Origin of the sequence: Acholeplasma laidlawii PG-8A (genome assembly GCF_000018785.1) — a bacterium.
GTDB classification, from domain to species: Bacteria; Bacillota_I; Bacilli_A; order Acholeplasmatales; family Acholeplasmataceae; genus Acholeplasma; species Acholeplasma laidlawii.
On sequence record NC_010163.1, the window covers coordinates 825,814 to 843,434 of the forward strand.

Sequence of the window (17,621 nt, forward strand, 5' to 3'; positions counted from 1 at the left end):
TTATACTAATGCCTCATCATGACTTAGAAGGTCCATGAAACTTTCTTTTCTTACAACCACTTTAGATTGACCATCTTTTACAAATATAACCGGTGGGATAGTTAATCTATTATAATGGGATGCCATAGAATAATGATATGCTCCTGTAGTTCTTACAACTAATAAATCATCTGGTTTTGCATCAGGTAGTAAAATATCTTCAATAATGATATCCCCACTTTCACAAGCTTTTCCTGCTACTGTGTAGGTTGTATCATGAACCATATCTTCCTTACCTACTATAAATGCGTCATATTTAGCCTGATAAAGTGCAGTACGCATATGATCATTCATTGCACCATCAATAAACAAGTATTTCTTTTTATTAATGGTTTCTTTAATTTGATTGACTGTATAAAGTGTATAGCCTGCTTCAGCAACAATACTCCTACCTGGTTCAATATAGACGTGTGGTACCGAAATCTCTAAACTGTTTGCTGTTTGATATACAATTTCCAATAGTTCTGGTAATACTTTATTTAAGTCTAATCTAGTGTCTGATTTAATGTATTTCACACCAAATCCACCACCTAAATTGACTGCCTTCAAGTCAATTTGGTAAAGCTCTTTAATTTCTTTATAAAATTTTAATATGGTAATTGCATGATCATAAAATGAATGTTCTTCTAGAATTTGAGAACCAATATGAGAGTGTGTACCTAAAAAATTAATATTTGGGTTGTCATTTAACGACTTAATTGTCTCTTTAGTTCTAGGATCTAATATCGACATACCAAATTTAGAATCTAAGGTTGAAGTTTTAATATATTTATGCGTATGTGCATCAATACCAGGATTAACTCTTAACATGACACTGACTTTATATTTATCATTAACAATCTCGTTTAAAATACTTGCTTCATAATCATTATCAACTATAATTGTACCCACTCTAAAATTAAGTGCCATAAGCAGTTCATCTTTGGTCTTATTATTACCGTGTAACACGATCTTTTCAACAGGAAACCCTGCTTTAAGCGCTGTATATAACTCACCTTGAGATACACAGTCTAAGTGAAGTCCTTCACTCATAATAAGTTGTGCCATAGCTATCGTTAAAAATGCTTTAGAAGCATAGATAACATTACTTGACACTTTAGGATGTCTAAACTTATTTATAAACACCTTACATTGTTTGCGAATAGCTGCTTCATCATAAATATAGAGTGGTGTTTGATACTTACTTTTTAAATCTTCGAAACTGATATGTTGAATTGTTGTCATATTAGGTCTTCCTTTCAATTAAAAATAAAAATCACTAGCAAAAGCTAGTGATTTAATAAATTAACTAAAACTTCTGCCTATTCCCTTAATAATGCGCAATTCTTTATAACTTTAGGCGAGTTATAAGAAACAGTTGTAAATTTATTCAATTTACACCCAGCAAATGTTTATGCTTCGGCGAATGACACCTTTCCGTGATGTACTATTTGTATTCGCAGCCTCATTATTCGAGATTGATTTAATTTTGTCTACATTATAACATGTAATAAAAATAAATGTTGAATTATATATGAATTTGTGAAGAATATGTAATTAAGTGAGCAAACAAACTTACATTTTGATTAAACATAATAGGCAGTGTAGATGTCCATGTTTCATATACGCTACTTTGATTTTCTACAGTTTCTACAAATAGATCAAGTACAGTCACACCAGTAAATACAGCTGGTTTATCACGTAAGAACCATTTTGAACCAAATATATAGTCATTTAATGCTAATTTATAAGTACTTTGCATTTGGATATCATTCATAGATAAACCCGTTCTAAAATATGCATTTTCACCACCGATTGCATCCCATAGTTCTTCACCTGTAACATCGATTAAAACAACTGTATTATCAAACGGTGATATGGCATGAAGTTTTGCATAACTTAGGCTTTCACCATTACTAATGCTATCTCTTGTGCCACCGGTATTATGAAGCCCAACATCTGCACCAAACTTTGATTGCATGAGTTTCCCAATATAATTTGATAATGAACTTCTTTCTATATTTTCACCAGAAATCATGATTGGGTCATATAGTCCTGAAATTTCATTATAGAAGTTATCAATTTTAAATTTAATACTTGACTGTTCCACATTTAGTCTTTCTTCAGTGAACTGAGTTAAGTTTGCTTGAGTGAAGTTATAAACTCCTTGTTTTGAGTCATAATTCAGTGTAACGTGTCCTACATGTGATCCGTTTGCACCGGATTGCATAACAGGTACGTTATTAATTGTTCTTGTATAGTATCTATGGGTATGACCATTAAAGATAGCATCTACTTTATAGTCACCTTTGAGATTTGCAATAGAATTATTAAATCCATCATCATCCGCATGATTAATTACAACGACAATATCTGCATCATCTTCTGTTCTTGCTTTATGAGCAAAATACATGACTCGTTCTACAGGATCAATAAACTTGTAGTCTTTAATTCTTGCATATGCAATAGAAGATTCTAAACCAAAGCCCACTGTACCAATCACTGCAACATTAATACCTGATTTTTCTATGATAGTATAAGGTTCGAAACCCTCTACCATCTCATTGGATGATTTTTCATAAACGTTTGCACCAAGTAATGGAAAATTAGCTTGTAAATCGTTTTGGCCATTAAAATACTGTGTTAATACATCAACACCCCAATCGAATTCATGGTTACCTGCAACAAATGCGTCTAACTCCATATCATTTAACAGTTCTATTGTTGAAGCACCATCATACCAATTGCTGATTAATTGTCCTTGTAAAATATCTCCACCCGCTAAAAATAAGGTGGTATCTGGATTGTTATTTTTTTCATCCATAATTAAATTACCGATGCGGCTTAACCCAATTTGTTCTTCATTATTTAAAACAGCCCCATGAAAATCGTTTATATAAAAAATGTTTAAATCTAAATTTACAGTTGTTGATGTTGAAACCACACGGACATCCACTGTAATTGCTTTATGATAATCTTCATAGTCTAGTTCGAATGTAACTTGGTATTCACCTTCAACTTCATAATTAACCAAACTGTCATCATAAGTCACAAAATGAATAAAAGTGATGTTATTTATGTCTTTAGCTGTTACATATTCTAAATAAATTGGTCGTTCTTCACCAATAACATATTCAATATCATCAGCCACTTCAAAAATAATTGTATCCTCACCTGGTGAATCTCCAAGTGTTTGGCAACTAATTAATATAAGTACTAAACTTAATACAATGAAACTCATTATTTTTTTCATAAATGTCTACTTTCTTCATAATATCGTAAGCATATTATTATAACACTGATTTTGTGTATTTTAAAGTGAAAAAAAGATGCAAATCGTCTTAAGATTTGCATCTTTATGTTTGTATTGCATTAATTATTTAGACCCCTTGACTTGACCATACGTTTTATACGATACATTTCAGTATCCGCTTGTCTTAAAAGATCATTAAGTGTTAATCCGTGGAGTGGATATTCAGATAAACCGATAGAAGCTTTAAGGTTAAACACTTTATTATCCAAGTATATTTGACTTTCTATGGCATCTATTATGTTATCGATTTTATGTTCTAGTGTATGTGAATTATTTTCTAAACTTAGAATAATGATAAACTCATCTCCAGCATAGCGTGCAACAAAATCTTCTTCGTGTATAGTTTTTAATAATCTTTTAGCCAGTTGATGTAACACCTCATCACCAACTGTATGACCATGGTTATCATTAATATGTTTAAAATTATCTAAATCTATACACATAAGTGCGAACCGTTTATTATCTGTAATTTTACTATCAATTAATCTAGACAAGTAACGTCTATTAGGTAATGTCGTTAAATCATCATAATATGCATAATCTGTTAGTTGTTCATTCATTTGATGTAGATTAGATATATCCGTAAATGTAATAATAGAATGTTTTTGATCGACATAATTAATAACTGATATAGAAGTAAGTGTTCGTATGATACTTCCATCTGATTTAAGTATACTGTATTCCACATTATGATACGGGTTATTTGACTGCATCATGTGTTTGAACTCAGATAAATGACAAATTTCTTTAAACATTTTAAGATCACAAACCTGACTGCCAAGTAGTTCTTCTACCTTATAACCTAAAAAATCAGTAAACCGTGTATTGACATCTACTACTTTTTTATCTTCATCAAGCATCAACATTGAAACTGGTGAATGATGAAAACCACTGTTAATTTTCTTTATTTCAACACGTGCTCGAGTATAAATTAGATTAGATACAATAAACGTTAAGAGTATCTGTAGTAAGAAGGTAAAGATTACTGTGATTGCTTGATTATCTTTAAGTTCTAGATATGTAATTAGATCTTGAAGTGTCATCCACGAGTGTAGTACTCTAAATAAGTAAAGTCCACTAAATAGTGTCATTGTTAATGTAAGTAAATGTGTTTTATCCTCAATAGCATCTCTTCTTAAATATACAGTAATAACCGCTCTAGCATACATATAGATTAAGACTGTATACAAGGTTACTATCTGAAAATTCAACTTTTCATCTATGTATAAAAAATAATTATAGATGATAAAAGATACAGGTAAGATGACGTATAGATCGATTGGTTTTACATCTGATTTAGAAAATTTACTTATTGACCTACTAAAGACAAAAACACCACTTAATATCACAATACCAATCATTGGGGTCAAATAAAATCTTAAAGTTTCATTTAGAAACCATATTAATGCAAAACGTACTGAAATAAGGACTTGACCATAGATAAAATGCCTCATCCCTCTATAAGGAATTCTTAATTTTGTATAAGAAAAATATAGACTTGCAGTAATTAAAAGCGACATTAAAAACGCAATCCAAATAATTAAATTAAAAACCATACTATCTCCCCTAGATGATTTCATGTAACTATATTATATCAACATTATGAAAAAAGTGCGTAAAATGATATAAAAAGTGTACAAAAAAAGCAGTTTTTATTCAAAACTGCTTCATTAAGGTCTTTTAGTTAAATCCAATCTCCATTAAAAATAGAGTTTTTAACAATTACATAGTCCACTTTTGTAATTGCCTCAATATCTTTACCACCTGCATAGGATATAGATGATTGTAAATCTTCTGTCATTTCTTTTAAGGTATCTTCAATTTTACCTTTGTAAGAAATTAAGATGCGCTTACCTTCAACATTGGTCTTTTCACCCTTTTGATACTCTGATGCGGAACCAAAATATTCTTTAAGTACTTGACCATCTGCTTCAATTGTTTGTCCAGGTGATTCTTCATGTCCTGCAAATAAAAAGCCAATCATAATCATGGATGCACCAAATCTAATAGATTTTGCAATGTCACCATGGGTACGAATGCCACCATCTGCGATCATTGGTTTTCTAGCAACTTTACTGCAACGAGAAAGTGCTGCGAGTTGCCATCCACCTGTACCAAAACCGGTTTTGATTTTAGTGATACAAACCTTACCTGGACCAACCCCTACTTTTGTAGCATCTGCGCCTGCATTTTCAAGCTCTCTTACAGCTTCAGGAGTTGCAACATTACCCGCAATTAAAAATGATGTAGGTAAATGTTTTTTAATATGAGTAATCATGTCAATGACTAGTTGACTATGACCATGAGCTATATCTATTGTAATATAGTCAGGAACTAAATTAAGTCTTGAAAGTTCTTCAACAAAATCATATTCTTGTGGTTTCACACCAACAGAAATTGATGTATATAAGTTAAGTTCTTTCATCTTTATCATAAAAGGTATACGTGATGCTTCATCAAATCGATGCATGATATAAAAATAATCATGACTTGCTAACCAGATTGCTAACTTTTCATCAATAATGGTTGCCATGTTTGCTGGAACCACCGGAAGATTAAATCTTCTAGGTCCAAATTGAACAGATGTATCACATTCACTTCTAGATTTTACAATACTTTTAGAAGGAATAAGTTGAATATCTTCGTAGTCAAAAACTTTCATAAATACGCTCCTTAAATTTTATTGCCAACTCATATTATCATATTTTTAGGACAAACGCCTAATTTAGTTATTTAAATTCAATTATTGAATAAAGTGTTTCTGACTCATCAAAGAACTGTACTAAGAACCCTTCTTCAGTTTGATATAGTTTTAAAACCATTTTTTGAAATAATTGAAAATCTTTTTTATACTCACAAACTAAAGTGCTAAATTGAAAATCTAGAGGAAGCATGTTATATGCAAAATCAACGTATACTGCATTATTTAGATGTTGATAGTAATCTAGATGAGATGGTAATACTACTTGATCAAAGGACTTAATAAAGACTAATTTTCTATTTAAACTAATCTTTCTGCCCATATAAGTCATCTCATGTTTTTTTCTATTACCAAGTGTTCTTAATACTTCATTACTTAATCTATGTGGTGCTTTACTGTCCATGTGTATAAATGAACCTAAACAATACGATTCTACTAATAAGTTACCCATAAGATCATGTATTAAAGTATTACGATATCCTAAAAATTGTTTTGTTTCATAAGGATATGTTGTAAGTTCTAACATATCTTTATATTTTGGCCAATATTTAATATGTACATAACGAAAATTTAAGACAATTGCAAATTTCTGTTCTCTACTTTCTTTTGCAAGTGCACTTAATGATTCAATATGTGCACCTTCCACATCTTGAATCATATCAATAAGATCTGTGATTCTAACCCTATTGTTGTAACCAATTTCAGATGCTTGTATGATTCTTGTTTCTTTATACATATTTATTCATCCTCTCTATTAATTTTGATGCTTTAAACTACAATCATTATACTATTTATATGATACAATAATTATAGTATAAATTTAGAATTAAATGGTGGAATTATGAAACTTTTACTTAAACTTATTTTGAATCGCTTTATGCTTTCAATATTAATCATCTTCTTTTTTGCTTTAGACTATAAATTTGTAAGATTAAATCCTGTGGAACTTTATACAGTTAAACGACCACCTGAGACTACTCTAGCTGATAGTTACTATGTTATAGAATTTGGTGAGACTGATATATTTATTGAAATCACCTACTTAGATGGTAAAATTCACTTAGTACCTAAAAGTGAATTATCTAATCCTTTAACTGAAGAAAATAAACCATTAATTGCTTGGTATTACTACGCTTTAGGTCTTGCTCTTGCAAATACTATTCCATTTGGATGGTTTACTAAATCAAAAAAAGTATCTAAAAAACATAAAAAATAGTTTATAAAGAGTGTTATTATGCATTTATGACACTTTTTTATTTGGTTTTTATTAAAATAATAATAGACAAATGTATAAAAATACATTAAAGGAGGATTTATAGTATGAAGGCATTATTAACGGCCTTAAAGAGTTTTGCAGTTTCAATTGGTGGTTTAATCGTAGTCATTTTTGCAGTCTTCTGGCATGCAGACATTCTAAATATTATAGAAAATATCGGAACATTTAACTTAGTAACATTCGGTGTTTATCTTGGTATTATGATTTTAATGTTTGCTGTCATTTGGGCACAATCAAAATCTAATGCACTCTTATCACATGGTATTTTATTCTTTCTATTTGCATCATCACTTAGTGGTTTTTTAGGCGATTTATTCAGTAATAATCCATCAAATGCATTTAGTGGAGATCAAATTGTAAGTGTACTTATTATGTTATATACACTGGGTGTAGTTGTTGCCTATTTACTTTATGACAGACCAAAACCTGCTAAAGTTAATGAGCTTATCACACTACCGATGATTATCTTCTTTGCAGCATATTATGTTGTATTTGGATTTAGTTCAACTCTGTTGGTATTCCTAATTGTACTTGTAGCATTTTTATTAGGTTCTGGTACAGTGGGTATTGCATACGCAATGTATGCAATCACTTCATCCATTTTCTTAAGATTAAACAGCATATTTACATCATTTTCAAATAATTTAGATCAATCTGTTAATGTTTGGTTTACTACTATGTTATTAATTGCAGCATTTGTATTCCTTATCATGAGTTTAGTTAAGAAGATACAAGCAAACGAAGCTTAATTAAAGTCAATTCTTAAAGAAAACCATCACTTTTAAAGGTGATGGTTTTTCATTTACACTATGTTGTATGTGACTTGTTTTAAATCTTTAAGACTAGAAACGCCAAGAATCAACATGATTTTTTTAAGATCTTCAATGAATTCCTCGACCTTTTTAACTGCGGCAGCAAATTCTAAATCCGTTAAGTCTAAGAACCATTTAGATAGTCCACAAGCTTTAGCACCCAAGATGAGCGATTTAATAACATCTAGTGGATGACGTATACCACCTGATGCATATATTTCTAAATCTTTTTCATTTTTAAGATTGATTAAGGCTTGAGCAGTATCAATTGAAAAATCATTTAAGTAACTATAGTCCTTAGCACTTCTAGTGGATTCGATATCAATAAATGATGTACCACCACTACCTGAAACATCAATATATTTTACACCTAGTGTTTTTATCTTTTGGATTGTCTTTAGCGATAAACCTAGTCCAACTTGTTTAACAATAACCGGTTTATTCAAATGCTTAACGACAGATTCAATGTGGTTAGACCACAATCTAAAATCTCTGTCACCTTCATTCATAACCAGTTCTTGAATCACATTTAAGTGAATTGATAAAGCATTAGCTTGGATTGTAGAAACTGCTACTTGTGCTTGTTCTAGTGTCATATTAGGGTTTATATTACCGACTATAATGCCTTTATGATTATTTCTTATCACTTTAAATGAATCAATTGAAGATGGATCTTTAAACATAATCGATTGACTTCCAGTCACCATCGGTAAATTAAAATGATCTGCAATCTTTGATAAAAATTCATTAATCTTATGTGCTTTTTCACTACCGCCAGTCATTGCATTAATATAGAACGGATACGGAACCTTCATACCTAAAAATTCTGTAGATAAATCAATATCGTCCATAGATAAATCAGGTAAATCTGTACCCTCTAAAAGTATCTTATCAAACATATTTGATTTTTTCTTGAATGACTTTGCAATATTAATATGATCGTCTTTTCTATTTTTACTCATCGTAATCCCATACCTTTATGTCAAGTGCAATTAATCCATTTTTAATCCATGCATCTTGAAGCGTTCTTTTATCTGTTTCATTTTTTGTAAGTGCTATACCACAGTCTCCATACCCTGCACCACTAGTTTTAGCTGAATAGCCATAATCACTAGCAATTTGAATCATCTTTTTAAATGGTTCTGATTCAATAATAATACCTGCATTTTCTTCTAATTCATTCAGTTTTTGACGGTATAAATCAATCATGTACTTTATTGTATAATAATCTGACCTTATAAACGCTTCTTTAAATTGATTGACAATGATTTTAGTTTTTGTTAAAAAGTTTGCATACCAATTACTCCCACTAAAATTTGTCATTTTATCAGTGTATGCTTTGGTAGATTGTGATACACCTGAAAAGCAGACAGCCAACTTGATAGATCCTTTTCGTAGTTTTTCTATTTTAAGCAGTGGCCAAGTCATCTCCATGACTTCTGAAATATGACCTTTTCTATTTAATATCCAAATAAGATCATATCTTTGGTAAAATACCCAACCACCATAAATGGATGCAGCTAATTCTCCACCAGATGTAATATCAGAAATTTCTATTTGAGCTAGTACACTTAATTTAAATAAGTCCAATTTTGAGATTTCAATACCATGGAAATTTAAAATACCCTTAATAACAGCGACTATAACGGCACCTGATGAACCTAAACCATATTTAATGTTATCCTTGCTTGTAAGTTCGGAAAACAGTTGAATACTATAACTTTTAGGTGTGATATGTTTATATTTCATATATTTATGAGCAATGTAAACAGCGGCTTTTGCATGTGTTAATGTATCATAAACAAAGACAGGCAATTGATCTGATAACATCCATCTAAAATGCCCCATTTCAGATGAAAATTGGTAATCAGAATCTTCTTTAACCCGAACGTGTATAAACTTATCAACAGCTACTATCACTGCTTCATTACCAGGTTTAATAACTGAATATTCCCCAATAATGAATAGTTTTCCAGGTATTTTTAGTGATATCATAAGGAACTTACCCCCATTCCTGTATAACTTACTATAACCTTAGATAATTTTTCATATCTAGCTTTTATGGTTTCTACATACTCTTTTTTTGTTAAAATTTTTACATTTGCACCTGCATCCATTGTGTAGTATACAGGTATACCTTCATTACGTATTTTTTCAGTTAAATCCATGACTTTAAATGATTGATCTGTTAGATAAGAAACACCAGTTTCTTGGATAATATAATGCATTAAACTTGCGTGAGATTCTGCAATAGACCCCATCTTGTCAAAATCATTTTCTATTATGGCTTCTTTCATATCATTTAATGCATCTTGTGTGCTTAATATCCATAACTCTTTTAAGTCTGGATATTCGTTTAATCTGTTCATTGCATCGGTACTATTAACTTTTTTAGGAGTTTCATCAATTAAGCATACAATTACTGCTAAATCATCCATGTGAGTTAAATGTTCTGCATAAGAAGACATATGATCATGGCCTTCATGCCATAAAACTAGACCACCATAGATAGAACGTGATGCAGAGCCACTGCCTAATCTTGCGAGTGATGAAAGTTCTTTAGAATCTAAATTTAGTCCATATGCTTTAGTTGCAGCATATGCAAGTGCTGCAAATGCTGATGAAGAGGATGCTAATCCTGCTTTTTTAGGTACAAAGTTATAAGAGGTTATCTTTGCATAAAAAGGAATACTATATAACTTTCTTAATTTATCCATATATTTAGTGACTCTTAAATACTCTCCACCAGTTATGATTTCATCATCTATGAGTAAAATATCCGCTGTAAGTGTTGGATCATATGTAACTGTGGTTTTTGTATAAAAGGCATCTAAAGTTAGACTTATAGAGGATGTTAGTGGTAAATTCCATTCTATGTCCTTTTTTCCCCAGTATTTAATAAGTGCTATATTTACGTTTGCTATTGCTGTGTGTGTCATAATACGATTTCCTTTAAGTCATAAAGCCAAGTGTTTACTGCCCCTGCATTCTTTAGTGCATCTGCAATACGTATACCTTGATCTTCATTTTGTGCGAGTGCAATCATGCAACCACCCTTACCACCACCGGTAAGTTTAGCACCTAAAGCACCGTTTAATAGTGATACTTCTACTAATTTTTCAAGTAAGTCATCTGATACTTTAATACTTCTAAGCAACTGATGAGCCTCAGTCATAGCAAGACCAAGTCGAATAATTTCATTAGTCTCTAAATATGTTCTAACTTCATTTGTAAGTTCTTCTAATCTATCCATAATTGGAGATACAATCGTTGGGTTATCCGTCCATAGTTGTTTTACTTCTTGTACTGCTTCTTTAGTTAAACCTTTTTTACCGGTATCAGCAACTACTATAACTGCATCCATTTTTAGTGGAATTAACGTCTTACCTAAATCCTTTTGATAAAATACAGCTTGTCCAAATGCAATCGTAATCGCGTCTAATCCAGATGGATTAACGTGATGTATTTGTTCGGCTACATCGACAAAATAATTTAGACGTTCTTGGCTTAATTCTACTTTGAAAGCATCAAAAAGCGATCTAACAATCGCTATCGAAACAGATGCGGATGAACCTAAACCACGTTGTGGTGGTAATGAGGATTCAATTTGAATATGTATACCATGAAATGGTTGTTTTAAATATACTAAGACAATATATATAAGTTGTTTTATACCGTAAAGTGTGTCCGGAGCATCATCTAAATAACCTTTATGATAAAAAGAATCGATTGTAATTTTATCATTTGTTTTAAAGACTTTTGAGCTAATTTGTGCTTGTTTAAAGGGTAGTGCAATTGCGGGTTTTCCATAAACTACTGAGTGTTCACCCATTAATATGATCTTTCCGCTTGCGACACCATGTCCAAAATCTATCATAAATTTATCGCTCACTTTCTATCTCCATTATATCATGATATGATAAAATGAAATTAATAATATTTGAAAGGACTCAAAAAATATGTCAGAAATTCTATTATCAATGGAGATTGAAGAATTTGGTACTTTAAAGGTAGAACTCTATCCAAATATCGCACCAAACACAGTCTCTAATTTTATGAACTATGTGAATAAAAACTTCTATGATGGTCTAATTTTCCATCGTATCATCAAAGGTTTTATGATTCAAGGAGGCGCAAATCCTAAAGCTAGAGAAATGCCAATTAAAGGTGAATTTGCATCTAACGGATTTAAAAATGATTTAAAACATGCGAGAGGTGTTTTATCTATGGCAAGAACAATGGATAAAAACTCTGCAACTTCACAATTCTTTATAATGCACCAAGATTCACCACACTTAGATGGTCAATATGCATCATTTGGTAAAGTTATTGAAGGGATTGAAATTGTTGATAAAATCGCTTCAGTTAAAACAGATGGTTATGATCAACCTTTAAAGGATGTCAAGATTAAACATATTACTGTATTAAAAAATGAGGCAAATTTAGAACCTGTAAAATACGTATAAAGAAGGTAAATTTATGAACCAATTCATTGATATTCATCCAAAAGTGTTAGATGCCCTAAGATCAGGTAAGCCTGTTGTTGCGTTAGAATCTACGATTATTGCACATGGTATGCCTTATCCTAAAAATGTAGAAACGGCACTCAATGTTGAAAAAATAGTTGAACAAAATGGTGCTATACCTGCGACAATTGCGATTATAGATGGTCGTATTAAAGTGGGCTTAAATCCAAATGAACTTACATCGTTAGGAAAACTTTCTAATGTACTCAAAGTATCCAAACGCGATATACCTTATTGTGTTATTAAAAAATACAGTGGTGCTACTACCGTTTCAGCCACCATCCTTATTGCTGATATGGTAGGTATCAAAGTATTTGCAACAGGTGGTATCGGTGGTGTACATAAGGATGCTGCTGCTACATTTGATATTTCAAGAGATCTTGAAGAAATTTCTGAAAAACAGGTCGCAGTTGTCTCAGCTGGGGCTAAAGCCATACTAGACTTAGATCTTACACTAGAATATCTTGAGACCAAGGGTGTTGAAGTAATCGGATATAAAACAAGTGAATTTCCTGCATTCTTTTCAAATGCATCTGGTTTAAATACTACTTTTCAATTAGATGAGGCAAGTCAAATTGCACAACTCATGTATACAAAATGGAATATGGGTTTAAGTGGTGGTATCGTCGTTGCAAATCCAATACCTCAAAATTACGCAATAGATAAAGACAGTTTAGATAAAGCAATTTCAAGTGCTATATTATCAGCTAAAGATAATAAAATTACTGGTAAAGAATTAACACCATACTTGCTTAAAATGCTACATAGTAACAAGGATATAACAAGTCTTGAATCTAATATTGGTCTTATCTACAATAATGCGAAAATTGCAGCATTGATTGCTGTTGAATTTTCTAAACTTTAGGTTTGAATTATTACCCACTATGTGATAAAATATTCACTGAGAAGGGGAGTAGTTCCCAAAAATTAATCGTCAATACGGCTAGTATCAGCCCGGTTAATTTTCAAGTAAAACTTGTAAACGAGACCTTCAAGACCAGTTTCTGGTTTTGATGGTCTTTATTTATATAGAAAGGAAAGAAAATATGAAAGAAAAAACCGTATTTCAAATGAATGTTGAAGAGGTGCTTGAAAAGCATCAGACATCATTAAAAGGCTTAAGTTCCGCTGAAGCTAAAAAAAGATTAGAGGAAAATGGTCCAAATGCACTAGCCGAGGGGAAAAAACGTAGTTTATTTGCTAGACTTTTAGATCAGTTTAAAGATTTCATGGTTATAGTACTAATCCTTGCTGCTGTTGTTGCATTCGCTGGTGCTATTATTCAAAATAAACCTGAAGAATTAACAGAAGGTCTGCTTATCATAGCAATCGTTATTATTAATGCTATTTTAGGTGTTGCACAAGAATCTAAAGCTGAACAGGCTTTAGAATCTATTAAGAAAATGTCTAACCCACACACGACTGTCTTACGAGATGGTCAAGAAATCATCATCGATGTAGCTGATGTTGTAGTTGGTGACATTGTTGTATTACATGCAGGTGATTATATCCCAGCAGATATTAGAATTATTGAATCCATCAACCTAAAAACAGATGAATCTGCATTAACAGGTGAACCAATTCCAGTTGAGAAAAACATTGATTCAATTTCTCAAGATGAGGTTGCATTAGGTGATAGATTTAACATCGGTTACATGAGTACAGTTGTCACTTATGGTCGTGGTTTAGCAGTTGTTACATCTACTGGTATGCAAACTGAGATTGGTAAAATTGCTACAATGTTATCTACAACCGAAACAGAATTAACACCACTTCAAAAAACTATTTCTAAACTTGGTAAAACACTAGCTATTATTGCTTTATTTGTTGTTACAATCATCTTTATTATCCAAATATTAAGAGGTTGGTTTACTGTTGGTGTAGAAAATATTGCTTGGATTGAAATATTTATGTCATCCATTGCTTTAGCAGTTGCAGCTATCCCAGAAGGTTTACCAGCAATTATTACCATTGTTCTAGCAATCGGTATGCAAAACTTAGTTAAACAACGTGCTATCATGCGTACCCTACCTGCAGTTGAAACATTAGGTTCTACTTCGATTATTTGTTCTGATAAGACTGGTACATTAACTCAAAACGTCATGACGATTACTGAAACTTATCTATATGATAGTACAACTAAAGTCACAGACATTGTAAATCCTACTAAAGAACTAAAAATGTTAATTGATTATGGTGTCCTATGTAATGATACTAAAGTTCAATTATCTGATGAAAAAAAGTATATCAAGATTGGTGATCCAACAGAAATTGCATTAACCGATTTATCTATAGCAACACATGATAACCCAATCAAAGTACTTGAAACATATCCGAGAGTACATGAACTTCCATTTGACTCTGAACGTAAGTTAATGACTACTGTCCATGAAATTGATGGTAAATACGTATCTATTACAAAAGGTGCTCCAGATGTTTTATTTGCTAAGGCTACTCATGTGAATAACCATGGTTCCATCGAAAAAGTTACACCTGCAATCATTGATACATTTACTCAACAAAATCAAGACTTCGCAGACCAAGCATTACGTGTATTAGCTATTGCTTATAAAGTATATGAACAAAAACCTGAAGTCTTACAATTAACGCATGATGATTTAGAAAATGATTTAACTATTCTAGGTTTAGTCGGTATGATTGACCCAGCAAGACCTGAAGTTAAAGATGCAATTATTGAAACTAAAAATGCTGGTATTATAACTATCATGATTACTGGTGATCATAAGAATACAGCGGTTGCTATTGCAACTGATCTAGGGATTCTAGAACAAGGTCACTTAGCAATCACAGGTAAAGAACTAGACCGTATGTCTGATGAAGAATTCCTCGAAAAACTTCCTCAAATTAGAGTATATGCACGTGTTTCTCCTGAAAATAAAGTACGTATCGTTACAGCTTGGAAAACAACAGGTAAGATTGTTGCCATGACTGGTGACGGTGTCAATGACGCGCCAAGTATCAAACGCGCTGATATTGGTATTGCAATGGGTATTACTGGTACAGAAGTTGCTAAAGGTGCCGCAGACATGATTTTAACTGATGATAATTTTGCTACTATCGTTTCAGCAGTCAAAGAAGGTCGTACAATTCTTTCCAACATTAAAAAAGCAATTCACTTCTTACTATCTTGTAACATTGGTGAAATCATTACTATCTTCTTAGGCGTTACAATAGGTATTCTATTATTCCCAAATGAACCACAATTACAAATATTAACAGCTGCCCAAATCTTATGGGTTAACTTGGTAACTGACTCATTTATGGCGATTGCACTTGGTTTAGAACCTAAAGAACCAGATGTCATGAACCAACCACCAAGAGATAATTCAAAAGGTGTATTTGCAGATGGATTAGGTAAAAAAGTTGCTTGGCAAGGTGTTTTAATTGGTTTCATCACATTCTTAGCATTCTATATTGGTTATTTAATTGGTGATGAAGGCAATAAACTACAACATGCACAAACTATTGGGTTCATGGTCTTAGCAATTTCACAATTATTCCATGCGTTTAATGTTAGAAGTGAAAAACACTCTACATTCAAACTACAACCAAATAAATTCTTAATCTATGCATTCTTTGGATGTCTAGTATTACAATTGACCACTGTATTTGTTCCATTTATTGCAAACAATATCTTTGGTGTAGATGATGTATTACATTGGCAATGGTTAGATTGGTTAGTTGTAGTAGGTTTATCAGTTACTCCATTAGTTGTTGTTGAACTTGTTAAATTCATACAAAATAGATGCTCAAATAAATTAGCTTAACAAAGTTTAAGGTTACCATAAAGTAAAGTGGTAACCTTATTTTTTATGTTTTATTGATAAATATGTCGTATAATATAGTTATGAAAACAATGATAAAAAAATACCCAAACACCAAATTTATTGCACATAGAGGACTTCCCTCAAAAGTATTAGAAAATACCCTAGAAGGTTTTAAAAAGGCTGCAAAGCTACCTTTTTTTGGCATTGAAACTGATATTCATCTGAACCCTTGATCAGGTAGCTATCATACATCATGATGATAATCTAATAAGACTTGCAAATATCGATTTAAACATCAATGAGACAAGTTATGAGGTGCTTAGTACTCTTAAACTTAAAGACACATATAAAATACCTTTACTTGATGCATACATTGATATTTGTAAAACCTATCACAAAGAAGCAATCATCGAGCTAAAACCAAAATTTAGCTTAGATCAAATTAAATTCTTTATTGAAAAGATTGAAGCACATGATTATTTAGACCATGTCATTTTTATTTCTTTTCATCGAGAAAACCTAGTTCAATTAAAATCCATATTAAAAATATGTAATATTCAAATATTAACAGATACATTTGATGAAGACATATTTAATTTTTTAATTAAGCATAGATTTGATTTATCTATACATCATAGTCAGGTAACCAAAGACTTAATTAATTTACTACATAAAAATGATATAAAAATTAGTACATGGACAGTAAATGATAAGGTTTTAATGGAAAGTTTAGCAAAATTAGGTATTGACTATATTACAACAGACGGTATATAAAAATAAAACCCACTTATAAAATAGTGGGTTTTATTTTGCATATGAATTAGTGCATAAGCCATGTTCTGTAAAGAATTTCTTCTTTTGTGACTATTAATCTCAAGACATAAATCTTGCACGATGTTGTATTACTACACATCATGTGCCCCTACCTAATTTGGGTTGCTAGCTTGAGGGGTTTACCGCGTTTCACCCTATTTATTTCTAAATAGATTCGTCTCTGTGGCACTTTAATTTAAGTTATAACGTAGTGAAACACTTTAGCTATAACTAGTTTGCCGTTATGTTTATTAAACATACCTAAGGTTATGGTTTCCCTTAGCACAAACACTACACACCCATAAGGTGTGTGCTAGCATGGACTTTCCTAACGAATCATAAAGATTCGCTCAGTCACCTTCCTAACTCCATAA

16 protein-coding genes, 1 other RNA gene and 1 riboswitch are annotated in these 17,621 nt (G+C 31.6%); of the genes, 7 read left to right on the top strand and 10 right to left on the bottom strand.

Translation table 11 applies throughout. The features are described from left to right. The 5 genes from lysA to ACL_RS03940 form a co-directional block, all read right to left on the bottom strand. Window positions 1-1,263, bottom strand: a complete 1,263-nt coding sequence (gene lysA, locus ACL_RS03920; protein ID WP_012242736.1) for a diaminopimelate decarboxylase — start codon at window positions 1,261-1,263, stop codon at window positions 1-3. A gap of 83 nt (window positions 1,264-1,346) precedes the next feature. Then, a riboswitch (Lysine riboswitch) is annotated at window positions 1,347-1,495 on the bottom strand. A 51-nt stretch (window positions 1,496-1,546) separates the two neighbouring features. Further along, on the bottom strand, window positions 1,547-3,271 hold the full coding sequence (locus ACL_RS03925; RefSeq protein ID WP_012242737.1) for a bifunctional metallophosphatase/5'-nucleotidase: 1,725 nt from the start codon (window positions 3,269-3,271) through the stop codon (window positions 1,547-1,549). 119 nt (window positions 3,272-3,390) lie between these two features. After that, window positions 3,391-4,887 carry a sensor domain-containing diguanylate cyclase gene (locus ACL_RS03930; RefSeq protein WP_041634045.1) on the bottom strand — a complete coding sequence of 499 codons (1,497 nt, stop codon included), beginning with the start codon at window positions 4,885-4,887 and terminating at the stop codon, window positions 3,391-3,393. A 128-nt stretch (window positions 4,888-5,015) separates the two neighbouring features. Continuing rightward, window positions 5,016-5,993 (bottom strand): GMP reductase, encoded by a 978-nt coding sequence (locus tag ACL_RS03935; RefSeq protein WP_012242739.1) that lies wholly within the window; start codon window positions 5,991-5,993, stop codon window positions 5,016-5,018. Between the two features lie 67 nt (window positions 5,994-6,060). Beyond that, on the bottom strand, window positions 6,061-6,768 hold the full coding sequence (locus ACL_RS03940) for an acyl-[acyl-carrier-protein] thioesterase (RefSeq protein ID WP_012242740.1): 708 nt from the start codon (window positions 6,766-6,768) through the stop codon (window positions 6,061-6,063). A 105-nt stretch (window positions 6,769-6,873) separates the two neighbouring features. Between ACL_RS03940 and ACL_RS03945 the strand changes: the two genes are divergently transcribed. Together ACL_RS03945 and ACL_RS03950 are read left to right on the top strand one after the other, a co-directional pair. Continuing rightward, a complete protein-coding gene (locus ACL_RS03945; protein ID WP_012242741.1) occupies window positions 6,874-7,248 on the top strand; it encodes a hypothetical protein in 375 nt (124 codons plus the stop codon). A gap of 104 nt (window positions 7,249-7,352) precedes the next feature. Continuing rightward, window positions 7,353-8,057 carry a hypothetical protein gene (locus ACL_RS03950; protein WP_012242742.1) on the top strand — a complete coding sequence of 235 codons (705 nt, stop codon included), beginning with the start codon at window positions 7,353-7,355 and terminating at the stop codon, window positions 8,055-8,057. A gap of 53 nt (window positions 8,058-8,110) precedes the next feature. Here ACL_RS03950 and fni read toward each other — a convergent pair whose 3' ends face one another. Genes fni through mvk form a run of 4 tightly spaced genes read right to left on the bottom strand, consistent with a single transcriptional unit; the run spans window position 8,111 to window position 12,012 of the window. Then, window positions 8,111-9,082, bottom strand: coding sequence for a type 2 isopentenyl-diphosphate Delta-isomerase (gene fni, locus ACL_RS03955; protein ID WP_012242743.1), 972 nt, complete (start codon window positions 9,080-9,082; stop codon window positions 8,111-8,113). Next, a complete protein-coding gene (locus ACL_RS03960; RefSeq protein WP_012242744.1) occupies window positions 9,075-10,115 on the bottom strand; it encodes a phosphomevalonate kinase in 1,041 nt (346 codons plus the stop codon). Before ACL_RS03960 ends, fni begins: the two co-directional genes overlap by 8 nt. Then, entirely contained in the window at window positions 10,112-11,059 is a 948-nt protein-coding gene (gene mvaD / locus ACL_RS03965) for a diphosphomevalonate decarboxylase (RefSeq protein WP_012242745.1), read from the bottom strand. Before mvaD ends, ACL_RS03960 begins: the two co-directional genes overlap by 4 nt. Continuing rightward, window positions 11,056-12,012 carry a mevalonate kinase gene (mvk, locus tag ACL_RS03970; protein ID WP_197711668.1) on the bottom strand — a complete coding sequence of 319 codons (957 nt, stop codon included), beginning with the start codon at window positions 12,010-12,012 and terminating at the stop codon, window positions 11,056-11,058. Before mvk ends, mvaD begins: the two co-directional genes overlap by 4 nt. A 67-nt stretch (window positions 12,013-12,079) precedes the next feature. Here mvk and ACL_RS03975 point away from each other — a divergent pair, with 67 nt between their 5' ends. The 5 genes from ACL_RS03975 (at window position 12,080) to ACL_RS03990 (ending at window position 17,208) form a co-directional block, all read left to right on the top strand. Then, entirely contained in the window at window positions 12,080-12,586 is a 507-nt protein-coding gene (locus ACL_RS03975; RefSeq protein ID WP_012242747.1) for a peptidylprolyl isomerase, read from the top strand. 13 nt (window positions 12,587-12,599) lie between these two features. Continuing rightward, window positions 12,600-13,511, top strand: a complete 912-nt coding sequence (locus ACL_RS03980; protein ID WP_012242748.1) for a pseudouridine-5'-phosphate glycosidase — start codon at window positions 12,600-12,602, stop codon at window positions 13,509-13,511. 181 nt (window positions 13,512-13,692) lie between these two features. Then, window positions 13,693-16,434, top strand: coding sequence for a calcium-translocating P-type ATPase, PMCA-type (locus ACL_RS03985; RefSeq protein ID WP_041634055.1), 2,742 nt, complete (start codon window positions 13,693-13,695; stop codon window positions 16,432-16,434). An 80-nt stretch (window positions 16,435-16,514) separates the two neighbouring features. Then, complete coding sequence (locus ACL_RS07565; RefSeq protein WP_158298326.1) at window positions 16,515-16,667, top strand: glycerophosphodiester phosphodiesterase family protein; 153 nt, start codon at window positions 16,515-16,517, stop codon at window positions 16,665-16,667. Window positions 16,668-16,716: 49 nt separating this feature from the next. Further along, a complete protein-coding gene (locus ACL_RS03990) occupies window positions 16,717-17,208 on the top strand; it encodes a glycerophosphodiester phosphodiesterase (protein ID WP_337998345.1) in 492 nt (163 codons plus the stop codon). Window positions 17,209-17,257: 49 nt separating this feature from the next. Here the strand turns inward: ACL_RS03990 and rnpB are convergent. After that, window positions 17,258-17,613, bottom strand: an RNA gene (gene rnpB / locus ACL_RS07415) — RNase P RNA component class B. Window positions 17,614-17,621 lie beyond the last annotated feature (8 nt).